This is a genomic window from Rhodococcus sp. MALMAid1271, from assembly GCF_049195265.1.
In the GTDB taxonomy this organism is placed as follows: domain Bacteria; phylum Actinomycetota; class Actinomycetes; order Mycobacteriales; family Mycobacteriaceae; genus Rhodococcoides.
The window spans coordinates 84,933-101,818 of sequence record NZ_JBMIRQ010000083.1; the positions used below are offsets into that span (position 1 = coordinate 84,933).

Genomic DNA, 16,886 nt, shown 5'->3' on the forward strand with positions numbered 1-16,886 from the left:
ACATGGCACAGATCGCAGTGTTCGCGGCGCTCATCGCCGCCCTCGGTCTGCCGGGATCGATCACGGTCGGATTCTCGGGCGTCCCCATCACCCTCCAGACCCTCGGCATCATCCTGTGCGGCGCGATCCTCGGTGCCCGTAAAGGCACGGCCGCGGTCCTGGTGTTCCTCGCGCTGACCATGATCGGCCTGCCCCTGCTGGCAGGCGGACGTACCGGGTTGTCGGCGATGGCCGGGCCCACCGTCGGCTACCTGATCGGCTGGATTCCTGCCGCATTCCTGATCGGCCTACTCACCGCACGCATCCTGCCCAAGTACTCGATTCCGCTCGGTCTTCTGATCAACGCGGTCGGCGGCATCCTCGTCATCTACGTGTTCGGCATCATCGGACTGTTCCTACGCACCGATGTCGGGTTCTGGGCCGCCATCACCTCCAACGGCCCGTTCCTGCCCGGTGACGTTGCCAAAGTCGTCGTCGCCACCGTCGTGGCCAAGAGCGTGCACCGTGCGTACCCCGGTCTGATCACGAAGTGACCGTCGAGCTGGGAGGGAGAGGGAGCGACCCCGCCATCGTCTGGGCGGATCGCACCCTCACCTACGCCGAACTCGACGCAGCCGTCGAGCAATGGCCCTCCCTCCCACCGCACGGCGCTCGATCCCACAGCGCTCGATCGCACAGCGCTCGATCCCACGACGCATCAGCGCTCGATCTGCCCGATGCCTTGATCTGCGTTCTCGCAGCGGCGCGGCAGGGGAGCGCGGTGCGAGTCGAGGACCCGGCCACCCGTCCCGAACGCCCTGCGCACCCCGATCCTGACGCGTTCCTGCTGGTGGCGACCTCCGGTTCCACCGGCCGCCCGAAACCGCTCGCTCGCACGGCCGAGTCGTGGGCCGACAGTTTCCCCGAGTTCACCGACATCACCGGGATCCGCCCCACCGACACCGTGTTGATCACCGGGCCGCTGCACGCCACGATGCATCTGTTCGCCGCGGTGCACGCACTGTGGCTGGGGGCCTGCGTCACCGATGACCCGGCCGAGGCCACCGCAGTGCACGCTGTGCCTGCAGTGCTCCGCGAGGTGGTCGGCCGAATGCCGCGCGCTCGGCTCGCGGTGTCGGCAGGAGCCGGCCTCGGCTCAGCTGCGGAGCAGGCGATCTCGACACGCGGAATCCGACTCGTCGAGTACTACGGCTCGGCAGAACTGTCGTTGGTGGCCACGCGCGTGGTGGGCGAACATTCTGCGCTGCGTCTGCTTCGGGAGGTCGAAGCACGCACCGAGGACGGCTACCTGTTCGTTCGATCGCCGTACGCCGCGCTCGATGCGCGCGGCTGGTTTGGCGTCGGTGATCTGGCCGAACTGAACGGCACCGAACTCCTCGTCCACGGACGCGGGGATGCAGCGATCAACGTGGGCGGAACCACCGTGATCGCCGAGGACGTGGAGAACATCTTGACCGCGCTCGACGGTGTCCGGGCTGCCGCCGCGATCGGTACACCACATGCGGTACTCGGCGAAACGGTCTGCGCTGTGATCGAACTCGACGGAACCCGCGAACTCGACCTCGTTCGCGCCGAGGCTCGCGCAGTCATGGCCAAGGAAGCGTTGCCGCGACGGTGGACGGTGGTGCAGCAGTTGCCCCGCACCGCGAGCGGCAAGATCGCACGAGGGGCCCTGCAGTGACTGTGCCGGTGATCGTTGCGGCGAAGCGCACGGCAATCGGCATCGCCGGGCATGGCTTCGCCGAGGTCACTGCCCCGAACCTCGCCGGACCGGTGTTGAAAGCGGTTGCAGAACAAGTAAGTTCGATCGACAGCCCGATCGACGACGTGATCCTCGGCAACTGCCTCGGTCCCGGCGGCGACCTCGCGCGGGTCTCGTCGCTGCTCGCGGGTCTCGGTGTCGGCGTTCCCGGAGTCACCGTCGATCGGCAGTGCGGATCGGGGCTCGACGCCGTCGTGCAGGCTGCGTCGCGTATCCGCGCCGGCGACGAGACGCTGATTCTGGCCGGCGGCGTCGAATCGGCCAGCACCAGCCCGTGGCGATTCTGGCCACCGGTGGACGGCGCAGACCCGGTCCGCTACACGCGAGCGCCGTTCGCTCCACACGGCTTCGAGGACCCGGACATGGGTGTGGCCGCGGACGACCTCGCGCGAATCCGCGGTATCGGGCGCGAACGCCAAGATGCGTATGCAGCGCGGTCGTTCGCGCGCGCGGCGGCCTGCGACTTCTCGGCCGAGATCGTCACGGTGAACGATGTCGGACGCGATGAGCGCATCCGCCCCAACATGACCGTCCAGCGGCTCCGCAGGCTCCGCCCCACGTTCACCCCCGACGGCACGGTGACGGCGGGTAACTCGTGCGGAATATCGGATGGCGCAGCGGTTCTGGCCCTCACCACGGCCGAGCGGGCAGCTGGGATGTCTGCGTTGCGTGTTCTCGGCAGTGCGGTCGCCGGGTCCGATCCGGCTCTTCCCGGCCTCGGCCCGGTGCCGGCGATCGAGAAGCTGCTCGCCCGGACCGGGGTGCGTCCCGCAGACATCGACACGATAGAGATCACCGAGGCATTCGCATCGGTGGTACTCGCGGTCTCGGACGAGTTGGGTCTCGACGAAGAGCGGATCTGCCCGGAGGGTGGAGCCATCGCGATGGGTCATCCGTGGGGTGCATCGGGTGCGATTCTGCTGGTGCGGTTGGCGTCACGGATGCTGCAACCGAACGGTCCGGCACTGGGATTGGCAGCCTGCGCCATCGGCGGCGGGCAAGGTATAGCGATGTTGGTGGAGCGAGTGGCATGAGCAGGATTCGATGAGCACGGTCAGGTTCGAGAACATTTCCCACTCGTTCGGAGAGCGGCAGGTTCTGCGCGGCATCGATCTCGCATTCGACGAGCGCCGCATCGGCATCATCGGATCGAACGGGTCCGGCAAGTCCACCCTCGCGCGAATGATCAACGGGCTGATCAAGCCCGATACCGGCCGTGTCACCGTCGACGGCGTCGATGCAGCCAAGAAGGGGGCGCAGGTCCGCAAGAAGGTCGGGTTCGTGTTCACCGACCCCGATTCGCAAATCGTGATGCCCACTGTCTCGGAGGATCTCGCGTTCTCGCTCCGCAGGTCCGGTTTGAGCAAGGCCGAGGTGGCCGAGCGGGTGGAGGAGATTCTCGTCCGCTTCCGTCTCGATCAGCACCGCGACCACCCGGCGCACCTGCTCTCGGGTGGACAGAAGCAGCTGTTGGCGATCGGTGCCGTGCTCATCAGGCGGCCAGAGGTGGTCGTGGCCGACGAGCCGACCACGCTGCTGGATCTGCGCAACGGACGCGTCGTCGCGCAGGCGTTGGATTCGATGGACCAGCAAGTCATCGTCGTGACCCACCAACTGGCATTACTGGACAGTTTCGAGCGAGTCATCGTCATCGACGACGGCCGGGTCGCCTTCGACGGTGCCCCGGACGCTGCAGTCCCGGCGTATCGGGAGTTGATCGGATGATCGGTCTCTACCGTCCCGGCACCTCGTTGCTGCACCGGATGAGTCCGGGGTCGAAGCTGCTGGCGTTGATCCTCGCGATTCTGGCGACGGTGATCTTTGCCCGCACACCGCTCGAGGTGGGTATGGTGGCCGTTCTCGTCGCCGCTCTGTTCGCGGTAGCCCGAATCCCGGTGAAAGTCGCACTGGCACAGCTGCGTCCGGTGTTGTGGATGCTGTTGATCATCGGCGTGTTCCAGGTCCTGTTCACCACCTGGCAACGCGCTCTCGTGGTGTGCGGGGTGCTGGTGATCTCCGTGGCCCTGGCGGCCCTGGTCACGTTGACCACCCGAGTGACCGACATGCTCGACACCGTCACCCGATCGCTCGGTCCGGTCCGACGCTTCGGCGTCGACCCCGATCGCATCGGTCTGCTTCTCGCCCTGGCCATCCGCTGCATCCCGCTGCTCGCGTCCATCGTGCAGGAGGTATCGCAGGCCCGCAAAGCACGCGGACTGCAGTGGTCGATGACGGCCCTGGCCACTCCGGTCCTGGTGCGCGCGCTGCGCACCGCCGATGCAATGGGTGATGCCCTCGTGGCCCGCGGTGTAGACGACGACGGTGTAGACGACGACCGGGTAGACGACGACGGTGCCGAACGTGAGTGAGTTGCTCCCTGCCCGCGTGGCACGTCATTCCGGGAGCCACAACGCTGCGCTTGTCGACGCGACGGGCGAGATCACCTACCGCCGATTCTGGGATCGAGTCGAGCGCACAGCTGGTGCCCTGGTAGGGATGCGGCGCATCGCGGTGTTGCCGACGTCCGATATCGGGTCGCTGGTCGTCGTGCTGGCGGCGATGCATGCGGGCGTGAGTGTCGTTCTGTTGCATCGGCATCTCGTGCCCAGCGAATTCGCCGAGGCGATGAGGGTGTGCGAGCCGTCGGTGATCGCAGCGCACCCGCGCTCGCATGCACGGCTGCACACGTGGGGCGCGCACAACGTTCGGGCTCCGGCCGATCTCGCTACCGGCATCCCCGGCTCCGTCGGTGGTCCTTCGCCGAGTTCGGAGCTTCTGGTGGGCATCACGTCCGGAACCACCGGGCCACCCAAGTTGTTCGTGCGCAATCATGCGTCGTGGGCGGCGACGCTCGATCGCTCCGATGCCCTGTTCGATCTCGGTCCAGGCGATCGGGTGTCCGCACCCGGCACACTCGATCACACGCACTTCCTCTACGGCGCTGTGCATGGACTCACTCGTGGTGCGACGGTAGATCTGCGGGAGCCGGCAGCGGCTCTCGCCGACGCTGCGAGCCATCTGTATTCGGTACCCACCATTGCCTGGGACATCGCTCGTTCGGGACGGCGATCGGCGAGTGTCCGTGAGGTGCTCTCGTCTGCGGCGCGGTGGGCGGAGTCGGGTCGAGCGGCACTGGCGACGGCCCTACCGAACGCAACAATGACGCACTTCTACGGCGCATCGGAGTTGAGTTTCGTCTCGTACGACCGTCGAACTGCCGTCGGCGCGGAGATGGAAGGCGCGTTGTTCGACGGCGTCGAGGTCGAGAGTAGGGACGAGCTGCTCTACGTCCGCAGTGACATGCTGTTCGACGGCTATCTGGGTCGTTCGGGGGAGCTGGAGTCGGTGGCCGGAGGACCGGACGACGACGGGTGGATGACGGTCGGCGATCGTGGCAGTGTCGAACAGGGGCGACTGATCCTGCACGGCCGTGGCAGCGAGACGATCGTCCGGGCCGGTCTCAACGTCGAGTTGGTTCCGATCGAAGCGGCGCTGCTCGCAATTCCCGGTGTGCTCGAGGCCGGGGTGGTCGGGCTGCCCCACGAGCGAGCCGGTGAGGAGCCTGCGGCTGGAGTTGTTGTTGCACAGACCGATCCGATATCGGTGGCGCAGATTCGCCGCCACCTACGCACCGTGCTGCCGGGGCCGAGCATGCCGGTGGTGATCGCCGTCGTGGCTTCCCTGCCCCGAACACCACGCGGCAAGCTCGACCGTCAAGCCTTGGGCGCAACCTTGGCCACGGTGCGGACCGTCGGCTCTCCCGATGCTCCTGTGACGACGAACCAGACGGTCAACGCGCCGCCGTCGTAACGGTGGCGCAGGGAGACACGTTCGTGGCCGAGCACCGGGGTCAGATATTCGATGACGGCGCGGTGCGGCACGGCGGCCAGCTCCGGCAAGTCCACCAGCAGCTCCTCGATCGCATGCCAGTAGGCAGCATTGTTGAGGTGGTTGAACGGATCGATATCGGTTGCGCGCAAAGGAAAGTGGAGATCGGTGGGCGACTCCGTCGGCACCGGCTCGGTCAGCCATGCCTTCCATCGCAGCCGGTGCTGGTCGGTGGTTCGGGCCAGCATTTCCAGTGCCCCGTCGCTGATGCGCGTCGGCATCCCCGTGTCCTTGCTGATGTTGATCCAGAAGCCCTCGGTCTCGATGCGTCCGCCCTTCGGCGTCGTCAGCGCCACTCGCATGTTCGACCATCGCGTCGACATCGACGAGCACCACCGGCGCAGGTGCACACGATCCGGGAAGTGGATGGGTTCGATGACGTCGATGACGGTGCGCCGGACGATCCACATCGGGTCGGTCTTGCCGAGGGGAGTGGCGTCGAGGTTGTCGGTGCCGACGTCCTGTAGATAGCGGGCCACGCCGTCGAATCGGAGCCGATTGTTCGGATCGATGTCTCCCGTACGCACCGGCCAGCTGGTCTCGAAGCCCTCACCCGGCGGTGGCTCGGGAGCGAGTTCGTCGTCGAAGCCACCCGGTTCCACACGCGCATTGGTCACGTTCGCACTGTACTCGGGCGACCAGTACTCGGGCGCGCGCGATGTGCTGTCAGATGATGTGGCGGGCTCGCATTCCGTCGAATACCGGTGCCACCCGGACGACGTCGCCGGTGGTGGGTGCATGCACCATCTGGCCGTTGCCCATGTAGATCGCCACGTGGCCCGGGCCTGCAGGTCCCCAGTTTCCGAAGAGGAGATCACCGGGTTGGGCGAGTTCCATCGGAACCTCGGTGCCGACGTTCCACTGCGTCTCCGACGTGCGGGGCAGTGTCACTTTTCCGCCCGATGCCTTGAACAGGGCGTACGAGGTCAGTCCGGAGCAGTCGAATCCTCCGCCGGAGGGTCCGTTGATGTTTCCGCCTCCCCAGACATAGGGCAGTCCCAGGTAGTCCATCGCCAATTGCACTGCCCGGCCACCGATTCCGGTGAGATCGAGACCGGCGAACGGGGTCAGGATCGCGGCGAACTGTGCCTCGGTCGCCCGGATGCGTGCCACATACGGCTTGGTCTGCGTCTCGTAATCGACTGTGCCCGACGGCATACCGCCGGACCGCAGCACCGCTCCCGCCCCCGCGTTGTACCCGGCGAGAGTCAGGTCGAGGGTGTCGCCGGATACCTTGCCCTCACGCTTCCAACCTTCGACCTGCCCGTAGATATCGCACAGCAATGTGCCCGACGCCATCACCGCGTCGCCGATGCTGTTGACGTCGACGACGCCGTTTCCGTCGTAGTCCTTGCCGTAGGTAGCCCAGGTGCTCGGCATGAATTGCCCTGGTCCTCGCGCGCCGGTACTCGAGACCGGCGCGGTAGGGCCGTACCTGAAACCGTTTTCGGCGGCGTAGAGGGCGGCAATCGTGGTGGCTTTGACGCCCCCGCAGATGGTGCCTGCCTTCTGCAGCCACGGCACGAAGGCGGTGATGGCTCCCACCGGACTCAGGTTGATGCCGGTGAACGTCGCAGGCTGCCCGGGGAACAATGCGCGCCGAATGGCCTCGGCCGAGGCCATGAATGCGGTCTGGGTGGCGAGATCGACGGCGGAATAGGTCTGCCCGGCGAACTGCACCGCACCTGCGCCGAGGGCGGCGGCAGCGGTGGACAGCGCACTCGGCGTCGCTGCATTCGGCGTCGCTGCATTCGAGGAGAACACACTGAACGGAAGCGGGGCGTTGGACTGGGCCGCCGGAGCAGTCGTCGCCGCAGTTGCGCCGCCAGGGGTTTCGGCTGCCGTGCCCGGGGCCGAGTCGGGTGCGGTCGCGTCGGCATCCGCAGTCTCGATCTCGGCGACCGTCGGAAGATCGGGGAGCATCGGTTCGACGGCGGTGTGCAGTCCCTCGGCGGCGTCGGTCAGTGTGCGGTCGGCAACTTCTGCGGCGGGCTCGGGCATGCTGCCCAGCAGTTCGTCCCACTGATCGGTCATGGTCTTCGCTTGGTCTTCGGCGGTGGCCGCGATATCAGCGGCCTGGTCCTTCACCGTCTGATTCTGTAACGGAGCTGGGGCGTCCGTTCCAGCGACGGCACCCGCGGCGGACACGATGACGGCAACGATGACTGCGATGGGATCGCCTGCCATGTATCGACTCCTGCTACTCGAACGATCTCCCCCGAGCCAGCAGGTGTGATCAGGCTCACTCGGGTGCTGTACCCATCATGCACGGTGAGGCCGATCGACTCATGAGAACTGCGAAACTGTTCAGAACAGGGATGCCCAATAGTCCGAGAAGCGGATCCCGATGAGCGCGATGACGATTGCGTACCACACAGCCAGCAGGGTCCACCGCCATTCGAGAAAGAGACGGCCGACGGTGCCGGGGTTCTCGCGCGCGATCAGTCGGCTCAGGGCCAAGACGAACAGCGGCATCGTCACCGTCCACACAACCATGCAGTAAGGGCACAGCGCATTGATCGTGTACAGGCTCTCGAAGATCAGCCAGTGGATGAACACCTCGCCCAGCAACAGGCCCGCGCTCATTCCAAGCCAGAACCAGTGGGGCAGTTCGATGCGGCCGAGCAGCAGAACGCCTGCCACGAGTGCCACCGAGAATGCGACGATGCCCAGGATGGGGTTGGGAAAGCCGAACAGCGCCGCCTGCTTGGTCACCATCACCGAACCGCAGGAGAGCACGGGGTTCAGGCTGCACGACGGCACGTACGACGCGTCCTCGAGCAACTTGATGCGCTCGATGGTCAGCGTCAGCGCGGCGAGCAGACCGAGAGCGCTGAAGGCAGTGAAAACTACCGCACCGGCGCGGGCCTTCATGGTCAGTTGCCGGCCGCGGCCGCTGCCGCCAGGATGTTCTCCGGCGTCGGGTTACTGATCTCGGTGCCGTTCACGCGCACGTTCGGCGTCCCGTTGATGCCCTCGCTGATGACGGACTGCGTCTGGCTGGTGACCCAATCGGTGTAGCTGCCATCGGTGATGCACGACGCGGTTTCGGGGGAGTCGGCTCCTGCCGATGCCGCGATGGCGACGAGCTCGTCATCGGGCAGGCCGGTGCCGTTCTCGGGCGGCTGCTTCTCGAACATCGTCGTGTGCCAGTTCATCCAGCTGTCTCGATCGTTCTCGGCGACGCAGATCGAGGCATTTGCCGCCCGCGTCGAGTACATCGCGCCGTTGGAGAAACGGTCGAGGATCGCAATGGGGCGGTAGTCCACGGCGACGTTGCCTGCGTCGGCCAGCTGCTGAAGTGTCGATCCGCTGGTGGACTCGAAGGCCTTGCACGCCGGGCACTGGAAGTCCTCGACGACGCTGATCACGGTGGTGGCATCGGGATTGCCGAAGCGGATGGCCCCGTTGTCGGTCAGGGAGGTAGGCGTCAGTTGTGGCCCCTGAGCGGAGCTCGTGGCGGTCGACGCGTCGCCCGACGTCGACCTGTTGTTGACGATGAACAGAGCAATTGCCGCTACCAGAGCAATCAGAACCACGGCGACGAGGATCTGAATCAGGGTGCGGCGGTTCTTGTCGCCGTTCTGCATGGCCCTGATGTCTTTGGATGCCCCGTTGCCTTTGGAGGCTTTTTTGCTCGTGTTCACGCGGCCAGTGTAGGCAGTCGATCCTGAGCACTTGATGAGAGCTGGGTCAACCGAGGAGAGTGGCGAGCCGTTCGATGGCGAATCGGTACCCGTCGATCCCGAGTCCGGCGATGACGCCGCTGGCGATAGGGGACACGAACGAGTGGTGCCGAAACTCCTCGCGGGCGTGCACGTTGCTGATATGGACCTCGATGATCGGCACCTCGGGGATGACGAGGGCGTCGCGCAGCGCCACGGAGGTATGGGTCAATCCGCCCGGGTTGATGACGATGCCCGACGCCACCCCGCGGGCCTGGTGGATCCAGTCGATGAGCTGGCCTTCGTGGTTGGACTGTTCGGCGGTGACGGTGAGGCCGTGGGCAGCAGCGGACTGCTCGCACAGCGCGACGATGTCGGCGAGGGTGGCGTGGCCGTACACCTGCGGCTGCCGAGTGCCGAGCATGTTCAGATTCGGACCGTTGAGTACCAGCACCTGCTTGGCCAAGACGTCACTCACTTTCTTGCCGCGAACAAATCTGGAAAATGCGTACTACCGGGTCCGATCCTTGCACAGTGGTGTTGACACAATCGTCCCGTGAGTACTGGACGGTCCGTGTGGCTGGTGTGGGGCATCGGCGTGTTCGCCTACGTGGTCGGGGTGCTGCATCGGACGTCGTTCGGGGTCGCCGGGCTCAGCGCTGCGGATCGGTTCTCGGTGTCACCGTCGCTGCTGTCCTCGTTCGTGGTGCTTCAGGTGATCGTGTACGCGGGGATGCAGATCCCGGCCGGGGTGTTGCTGGACCGGATCGGATCACGACGGATGATCGCGGCGGGCGCGTTGATCATGGGGTCGGCGCAGATCACGTTGGCGCTCACCGATTCGCTGCCGGTTGCGGTTGCCGCGCGCGCCTTGGTCGGCGTGGGTGACGCACTCACCTTCGTCTCGGTGCTCCGCTTGGTACCGCACTGGTTCTCGCCGCGTCGGGTGCCGATCGTCTCGCAGTTGACCGGTCTGCTGGGACAACTCGGGCAGGTGCTCTCGGCGGTTCCGTTCCTGATTCTGTTGAACGGCCCGGGCTGGACGTTCGCGTTCGGCAGCGCGGCAGCGTTGGGACTGCTCGCCCTCGTGCTGGTGCTCGCGTTCGTTCGAGATCGCCCGGACGGTGGAGCGGTGACCGCGGAACCTCAGTCGGCGTCGCTGCGGAACACCCTTGCCTCCATCGCTGCGGTGTGGCGCCGGCCGGGAACCCGGCTCGGCTTCTTCTCGCACATGGGCACCCAGTTCTCGATCACGGTGTTCGCCTTGCTGTGGGGGGTGCCGTACCTGACCTCGGCGCAAGGGCTGTCGGCGTCGACGGCCGGCGCGTTGCTGACGGTGTCGGTGCTGTCCGCGGTGGCGTCGGGCATCGTCTTGGGGTTGCTCACCGGGCGTTATCCGATGCGACGGTCGTGGCTGGTGCTGGCGATCATGATCAGTAACGCCACGATGTGGGCGATCGTGTTGGCGCTTCCAGGTCCTGCTCCGCTGTGGTTGTTGGTGCTGCTCGTGGTGGTGATCTCGGTGGGTGGCCCCGGTTCGGTGATCGGCTTCGACTACGCCCGCACGTTCAATCCGAGTGCCAATCTGGGGACGGCGCAGGGGATGGTGAACATCGGCGGTTTCTCGGCGTCGCTGTTGGTCATCGCTGCGATCGGCTGGATTCTCGATGCGGCGGGCGGCTACTCCTTCGACGCCTTTCGGTTGGCGATGCTCGCTCAGTTCCCGGTGTGGATCGTCGCCATCATCGGTGTTCTCTCGACGCGTCGGGAGACCAGGAAGGTGCTCGCTGCGGAGGGCATCCACCCTCACACGATGCGTGAGGTGCGTGACCGAATCAGGGGTAGGTGAACGACCTCCCGTTATCTCGTTGCACCGATGCGATTCTGCGCGCATGCTGTTGGTCCAATATCGTTGCAGGACACAAGCAAGCATTACGTAAAGGTGTATTAAAGAGATGGTTACCGAGCGAGAAGCGACTCCCGTGAGCGGCGAGTATTCGCACCGTCAGATCATGACCATTCTGTCCGGCCTGATGATGGGCATGTTCCTCGCTGCCCTCGACCAGACCATCGTGTCGACATCGGTCCGCACCATCGCCGACGACCTGAACGGGTTCTCGGTCCTTGCCTGGGTCACCACGGCGTACCTGATCACCTCGACGGTGTCCACCCCGTTGTACGGCAAGCTCTCGGACCTCTACGGCCGCAAGCCGTTCTTCATGGCGGCCATCTCGATCTTCGTCATCGGGTCCATGCTGTGCGGTATCGCGACGTCGATGTACGAGCTCGCCGCATTCCGCGCCATCCAGGGACTCGGTGCCGGTGGACTGATGTCGATGGCGTTGGCGATCATCGGCGATATCGTGCCGCCCCGAGAACGAGCCAAGTATCAGGGTTACTTCCTGGCGGTGTTCGGCACATCGAGTGTGCTCGGCCCGGTGATCGGCGGACTCCTGGCCGGGCAGTCGTCGATCCTCGGAATCACGGGCTGGCGTTGGGTTTTCTACATCAACGTCCCGTTCGGCATCATCGCGCTCATCGTCGTCTGGCGGGTGCTGAATCTGCCCGTGTACCGGCGTGAGGCGCGCGTCGACTGGTGGGGCGCTCTACTACTCGGTGTGGGCCTGGTGCCGCTGCTCATCATCGCCGAGCAAGGACGCGTATGGGGCTGGAGTTCGCCGCGCGCCCTGCTGTGCTTCGGAGTCGGCATCGTGGGCGTCCTCGCCTTCGTGCTCGCGGAGATCAAGATGGGCGACGACGCATTGATCCCCATGCGGTTCTTCCGAAACCCATTGTTCTCGTTGTGCATTGCTGTCAGCGTCATCGCAGGTGCCGCCATGTTCGGCGGCATCTCACTGCTGCCGCAGTACCTGCAGGTGGTCAAGGGATCCTCACCGACGCTGGCCGGTTATCAGACCTTGCCGCTCGTCGGAGCTCTGATGATCGCCTCGATCGTGTCGGGTCGGTTGATCTCGAAGACGGGACGCTACAAGATCTTTCCGATCGTCGGCACCGCGCTGATGGCCGTTGCGATGTTTATCTTCCACTACGTCCACGCCGACACCCCGTTGTGGCAGACGATGGTCGTGATGGGCCTGTTCGGTCTCGGCCTCGGGTCCATGATGCAGCCGCTGACACTGGCGATCCAGAACGCGATGCCGCCCAAGGACATGGGTGTATCCACCTCTGCCGCAACGTTCTTCAGGCAGATCGGCGCGACGGTCGGCGTTGCGGTGTTCCTGTCGATGCTGTTCACGCAGCTCACCCCGAAGACGGGGGACGCACTGATGGCCGCGAGTTCGACGCCGGCATTCCAGCAGGCGGTGCAGAGTGCGGCAGGCAGTTCCGATCCACTCGAATCCGGCTTCGCTCAGGCGATCGCCTCGGGTGATGCCTCGGTCGCAGGCAGTGCGTTGCAGGACAGCTCGTTCATCCAGAAGCTCGAACCCGCACTCGCCGAGCCTTTCCGCATCGGGTTCTCCGACGCCATGGACTACGTGTTCCTGGCCGTGTCGATTCTGATGGTCCTCGGATTCGTACTGGTGCTCTTCCTGAAGGAGGTTCCGCTGCGCACGCAATCGGGACTGGCTGCAGCTCGGCAGCAGCGGGACGAGGAGGCCAGTGCGGCCGAACAGGCAGGGGAGAAGTAAGAGGGCACGCGAGGTGCTCTGCCGAGGCCCGGCCCGGTTACTTCCGCGGCCGGGCCCGGTCTGTTTCGATGTGACGAAACACAGAGACGGCTACGTGCAGCTCGGTCCGGTGCGAACCTGGTTCGCCGACACCGGCGAGGGGTCTGAGCCGGGTGCCCCCGTGGTGCTGATGCATCCGGGTGGGGTGGATTCGACGGCCCTGGACGTCACCACGGCGTCGCTGGCCTCGGCGTTTCGCGTCTACACGCCGGAACGCCGAGGCCATGGGCGCACGGCGAATGTTTCGCCCATGACGTTCGCGGCGATGGCGTCGGACATGATCGAGTTCCTCGAGAATGTCGTCGGCGGGCCGGCTCGGTTGGCCGGATGCAGCGATGGCGCGGTGGTGGCTCTCCTCGTCGCGTTGCAGCGGCCGGACCTGGTGGATCGGCTCGCATGCGTAGCGGGCGTGTTTCACCGAGATGGGTGGGGCGGGGGTGTCTCCGACGGGGCGGACAGATCCGAATTCGCGCGCGATCTCGACGACATGCATCGAAGTGCCCCAGCTCTCGCGGCGAACGACCTTGCCGAGCTCGCGGTGCGCACGCTCGTGATGATCGGCGACGACGACGAGGTGAGCATCGAGCACGCGGCCGAGTTCTACCGAAGCGTGCCCGTCGCCGAACTGGCGATCGTGCCGGGAACCTCGCATGGGTTGCTGGTCGAGAAGCCCGCGCTGTGCAACGCGATTCTGTTGGACTTCCTCACCCACGACCCAGTGCAGACCTTCGCGCCGATCCGGCGAATCTGACCGTCTCAGCCTGTGTGGCCGACGGTTCGGCCGATGCCCTCGAACAGCACGTCCAGTCCCCGCTCGAGCTCGCGGGCACCGTCGTACGCCGTGATGAGCGAAGGCAGGGTGGACAGCAGCGGAAATTCGCCGGTGGGGAGTCGGCGTAGTGCCAGACGTACGAGATCGCCGGTCTCGTCTGCACTCCTGCCGGCTTCCTGCGTCTCGCTCAGCACGTGACCTCGGAGGAAGGATTTCAGCATCCGATAGGTCGAAAGTGCCTCGGGCACAGTGAATCCTGCGTTGGACAACAGGCCGAGTACGCTCTCGAGCGACGCCAGAGATCGAGACGTGCCCAGGCCGAGAGGGGTGCGCTGCGGCCGCGTCGACAGCAGAATCACCGCGTTCGGATGGGCAATGGCCAATTCGCGGTAGTGCCGAGCGAATGTCCTCAATTGCTCTTGCCACCGGCAATCGTCGACATCGACCGTGACGAGCGTGCGGAGGATGGAATCGGCGACGGCGTCGAGCAGCGCTTCCTTGGTGGGAACGTAGCGGTACACCGTCATCGGATCGCGATCGATCGATGCCGCCAGGTTCCGAATCGACAGACTCTCCAGTCCGGTTCGGTCGACGATGGACAGTGCCGCTGACACCACGAACTCACGATCGATCTTTGCTCTGGAGCTCGAGAAGAATTGGTCCGAAGGAGCCATCGGCTCCCACCGCCTTCCGTCGTTTCGATGAGAAGCGTATCGACCGTTTAGCGGCCCGTAAACAAACTTGTTGTTCGACAACGACTTTGGCTTGACTGCTTACCCTACACGTGGTGGGCTGTAGCCCTACACCGTAGAGATACGGGGAAACTCTTAGTCGCGGAGTGGGACCGAGCCTTCGCTGATGTACATTCCTGTCGCCCGGCTGCCGACAGCTGGCCGGCGACGCCATCGAAGTATCTCTTCGCCACGCCTCAGTGATGAGCAGACCGGACGCTCGATAGGTGCGGATCTACTGAAGCACAGACCAATTCGTCGAGAACTCGTCGGTTGACACCCGAAGCCGACAACACGCCTGCTTCGGACCCTCCAAGCAGATCGGTATGCAATCCATGCACGTTCCGCCGCCCAGTCATCCATCCACCGCCCCCGGTCGCGGCCGGGCTCTCGTCCCGCTGGCCGGGACGATCGCTCTCGCAACCAGCGCACTGATGCTGGTCAATGCCCCTCTCGCGCTCGCTCAGCCGACTACCGTCGGGCTGGGAACCGCCGCGAGCTATGCCGTGCTGGCCGGTTCCAAGATCACGAACACCGGACCGTCGAAAATCGGCGGCAACATCGGAGTGAGCCCTGGCGTCGGTGTCGAACCGTTCATCACCGGATTCCCGCCGGGTGAGCTCACCAGCGGGGTTGTCAACGATCGTAATTCGGTTGCGGCGCAGGCAAAAGCGGATCTGAGTACCGGGTACGACGACGCGGCCGGACGGCCGGGAGCAACCTCTACCGGAGTCGAACTGGGTGGTCAGACACTGCTGGCCGGCCTGTACGGCTCTGGCACGCTCGGCCTCACCGGAACACTGACACTCGATGCGCAGGGCGACGCCAATGCTGTGTTCATCTTCCAAGCTGCATCCACGTTGATCACGGCGTCCGACAGCAGTGTCTCGCTGATCAACGGGGCCAACGCCTGCAATGTGTTCTGGCAGGTCGGAAGCTCGGCCACGCTCGGTACCAATACCGATTTCGTGGGAACGGTCATGGCTCGGGCGTCGATCACTGCGACCACCAATGCCGATGTGCAGGGGCGACTGCTGGCTCTCGACGGTGCCGTCACCCTCGACTCGAACACCATCACCAACCCCGGCTGTGGGGCAACCGAGCCTCCGGTGACCACGACGCCTCCGACGACCACGCCTCCTGTCACGACCACGCCGCCCGTCACGACGGAGCCTCCGGTGACCACGCCTCCCGTTACGACGACGCCTCCGGTGACCACGCCGCCCGTCACGACGACGCCGGGTGATGGTGGCGGTACTCCGGGCACGCCGGGTGATGGTGGCGGTACACCGCCGATCGTGATCGATGTGCCCCCGATTCCGGGCCTACCTCCGATTCCCGGCATCACGCTCCCACCGATCCCGGGCGTCCCGAACACGCCGAATCAGCCGAATCAGCCGAACACGCCGAATCAGCCCAACACTCCCAACCAGCCGAACACACCGAACCAGCCGAACACTCCGAACCAGCCCAACACTCCGAGTGGCCCTGATCAGCCGGGCACGTACAACCCGGGTGGTCAGATCACGCAGATTCCCAATGGTGGCGTAGAAACCGGTGACGGCAGTATGTCATCGCCGTCGTCCGATTCGTCGGTCGTGACGATGTGGACCGTGCTCGCGTTGCTCACCGTAGGTGCGGTCTCGGTGACGATGATGACTCGTCGTCGGCGCTGATCTTCGATGCGCTCGTTCGCGCAGGTGCGCTCGGCTTCTGCCTGCCCCGCCCGCCGCACCACCCTGTATCGGGTCGTGCTGCGGGCGGGGGCGGCAGTGTCCTTCATGTCGCTGTTGCTGATTTCCGGGTGTGCAACGCCGTCGGATTCGGTTGATACCGAGAGCAATTCGCCGTCGGTGAGCATCTCGGTTCCGGTAGAAGAGGCACCGACCGACGATGTCGCAGATCCGTCGGCTTCCTCGACCGCCGGATCGCCTCCGGCCCGCGTCGAAATTCCGGCGATCGACGTCGATTCGGATGTGATGGGCCTCGGTCTGCTTCCGGACGGTTCCATGGAGGTTCCGGCGGGAGGCTTTCCGGCCGGCTGGTACACCGGATCGCCGGTTCCAGGTCAGCTCGGTCCGTCGATCGTGGCCGGGCATGTCGATTGGGGTGGTAGCCCCGGGGTGTTCTATCGACTCCACGATCTCGAACAGGGTGACGAGGTCACCATCGTCAGCGAGGACGGCAATGCGGTCCGGTTCGTCGTCAGTGCAGTCGAGCAATATGCGAAGGACGCGTTCCCCTCCGACAAGGTGTACGGCGATATCGATCATCCCGGCCTACGCCTGATCACGTGCGGTGGGCCGTTCGACTCGAACGTGTCGAGCTACGAGGACAACATCGTCGTGTACGCCGATCGCGTCTGAGTTGGTCGACCGA

17 protein-coding genes are annotated in these 16,886 nt (G+C 65.2%); 11 read left to right on the forward strand and 6 right to left on the reverse strand.

Features of this window, described 5'->3' with window-relative positions:
* Positions 1-2 precede the first annotated feature (2 nt).
* From ACOQFP_RS12100 to ACOQFP_RS12125, 6 genes are read left to right on the forward strand one after another with little or no spacing between them, the layout of a single operon-like run.
* Positions 3-533, forward strand: a complete 531-nt coding sequence (locus ACOQFP_RS12100) for a biotin transporter BioY (protein ID WP_374222341.1) — start codon at positions 3-5, stop codon at positions 531-533.
* On the forward strand, positions 530-1,681 hold the full coding sequence (locus tag ACOQFP_RS12105) for an AMP-binding protein (protein WP_421584443.1): 1,152 nt from the start codon (positions 530-532) through the stop codon (positions 1,679-1,681). Before ACOQFP_RS12100 ends, ACOQFP_RS12105 begins: the two co-directional genes overlap by 4 nt.
* On the forward strand, positions 1,678-2,796 hold the full coding sequence (locus ACOQFP_RS12110) for a thiolase family protein (RefSeq protein WP_421584444.1): 1,119 nt from the start codon (positions 1,678-1,680) through the stop codon (positions 2,794-2,796). The genes ACOQFP_RS12105 and ACOQFP_RS12110 overlap by 4 nt, the downstream gene beginning before the upstream one ends.
* A gap of 10 nt (positions 2,797-2,806) precedes the next feature.
* Complete coding sequence (locus tag ACOQFP_RS12115; RefSeq protein ID WP_341245469.1) at positions 2,807-3,487, forward strand: ABC transporter ATP-binding protein; 681 nt, start codon at positions 2,807-2,809, stop codon at positions 3,485-3,487.
* Positions 3,484-4,131, forward strand: a complete 648-nt coding sequence (locus tag ACOQFP_RS12120; RefSeq protein WP_421584445.1) for an energy-coupling factor transporter transmembrane component T family protein — start codon at positions 3,484-3,486, stop codon at positions 4,129-4,131. The genes ACOQFP_RS12115 and ACOQFP_RS12120 overlap by 4 nt, the downstream gene beginning before the upstream one ends.
* The gene (locus ACOQFP_RS12125; protein ID WP_421584446.1) at positions 4,124-5,572 is read left to right on the forward strand and encodes an AMP-binding protein; all 1,449 of its coding nucleotides are present in this window, start codon (positions 4,124-4,126) and stop codon (positions 5,570-5,572) included. Before ACOQFP_RS12120 ends, ACOQFP_RS12125 begins: the two co-directional genes overlap by 8 nt.
* Here the strand turns inward: ACOQFP_RS12125 and ACOQFP_RS12130 are convergent.
* From ACOQFP_RS12130 to aroQ, 5 genes are all read right to left on the reverse strand, one after another.
* Positions 5,476-6,267: an acyl-[acyl-carrier-protein] thioesterase gene (locus ACOQFP_RS12130; protein WP_421584447.1), complete on the reverse strand. Its 792-nt coding sequence runs from the start codon at positions 6,265-6,267 to the stop codon at positions 5,476-5,478. The two genes, ACOQFP_RS12125 and ACOQFP_RS12130, sit on opposite strands and share 97 nt — an antisense overlap.
* A 49-nt stretch (positions 6,268-6,316) precedes the next feature.
* Positions 6,317-7,837, reverse strand: a complete 1,521-nt coding sequence (locus ACOQFP_RS12135; protein WP_421584448.1) for an NlpC/P60 family protein — start codon at positions 7,835-7,837, stop codon at positions 6,317-6,319.
* Positions 7,838-7,957: 120 nt separating this feature from the next.
* Positions 7,958-8,524: a vitamin K epoxide reductase family protein gene (locus tag ACOQFP_RS12140; RefSeq protein WP_421584449.1), complete on the reverse strand. Its 567-nt coding sequence runs from the start codon at positions 8,522-8,524 to the stop codon at positions 7,958-7,960.
* A 2-nt stretch (positions 8,525-8,526) separates the two neighbouring features.
* On the reverse strand, positions 8,527-9,297 hold the full coding sequence (locus ACOQFP_RS12145; protein WP_341245092.1) for a thioredoxin domain-containing protein: 771 nt from the start codon (positions 9,295-9,297) through the stop codon (positions 8,527-8,529).
* Positions 9,298-9,343: 46 nt separating this feature from the next.
* The gene (gene aroQ, locus ACOQFP_RS12150) at positions 9,344-9,793 is read right to left on the reverse strand and encodes a type II 3-dehydroquinate dehydratase (protein ID WP_206486710.1); all 450 of its coding nucleotides are present in this window, start codon (positions 9,791-9,793) and stop codon (positions 9,344-9,346) included.
* 96 nt (positions 9,794-9,889) lie between these two features.
* Here aroQ and ACOQFP_RS12155 point away from each other — a divergent pair, with 96 nt between their 5' ends.
* The 3 genes from ACOQFP_RS12155 (at position 9,890) to ACOQFP_RS12165 (ending at position 13,755) form a co-directional block, all read left to right on the forward strand.
* Positions 9,890-11,164 carry an MFS transporter gene (locus ACOQFP_RS12155; RefSeq protein ID WP_421584480.1) on the forward strand — a complete coding sequence of 425 codons (1,275 nt, stop codon included), beginning with the start codon at positions 9,890-9,892 and terminating at the stop codon, positions 11,162-11,164.
* Between the two features lie 106 nt (positions 11,165-11,270).
* Positions 11,271-12,965, forward strand: coding sequence for an MDR family MFS transporter (locus ACOQFP_RS12160; protein ID WP_421584450.1), 1,695 nt, complete (start codon positions 11,271-11,273; stop codon positions 12,963-12,965).
* 70 nt (positions 12,966-13,035) lie between these two features.
* Positions 13,036-13,755: an alpha/beta fold hydrolase gene (locus tag ACOQFP_RS12165; RefSeq protein ID WP_421584451.1), complete on the forward strand. Its 720-nt coding sequence runs from the start codon at positions 13,036-13,038 to the stop codon at positions 13,753-13,755.
* Positions 13,756-13,760: 5 nt separating this feature from the next.
* Here ACOQFP_RS12165 and ACOQFP_RS12170 read toward each other — a convergent pair whose 3' ends face one another.
* A complete protein-coding gene (locus tag ACOQFP_RS12170) occupies positions 13,761-14,450 on the reverse strand; it encodes a TetR/AcrR family transcriptional regulator C-terminal domain-containing protein (protein WP_206486712.1) in 690 nt (229 codons plus the stop codon).
* 383 nt (positions 14,451-14,833) lie between these two features.
* On the opposite strand from ACOQFP_RS12170, the gene ACOQFP_RS12175 reads away from it, so the two are divergent.
* Positions 14,834-16,183 carry an ice-binding family protein gene (locus ACOQFP_RS12175; protein ID WP_421584452.1) on the forward strand — a complete coding sequence of 450 codons (1,350 nt, stop codon included), beginning with the start codon at positions 14,834-14,836 and terminating at the stop codon, positions 16,181-16,183.
* A gap of 6 nt (positions 16,184-16,189) precedes the next feature.
* The gene (locus ACOQFP_RS12180) at positions 16,190-16,873 is read left to right on the forward strand and encodes a class F sortase (RefSeq protein WP_421584453.1); all 684 of its coding nucleotides are present in this window, start codon (positions 16,190-16,192) and stop codon (positions 16,871-16,873) included.
* The last annotated feature ends 13 nt before the right edge of the window (positions 16,874-16,886 follow it).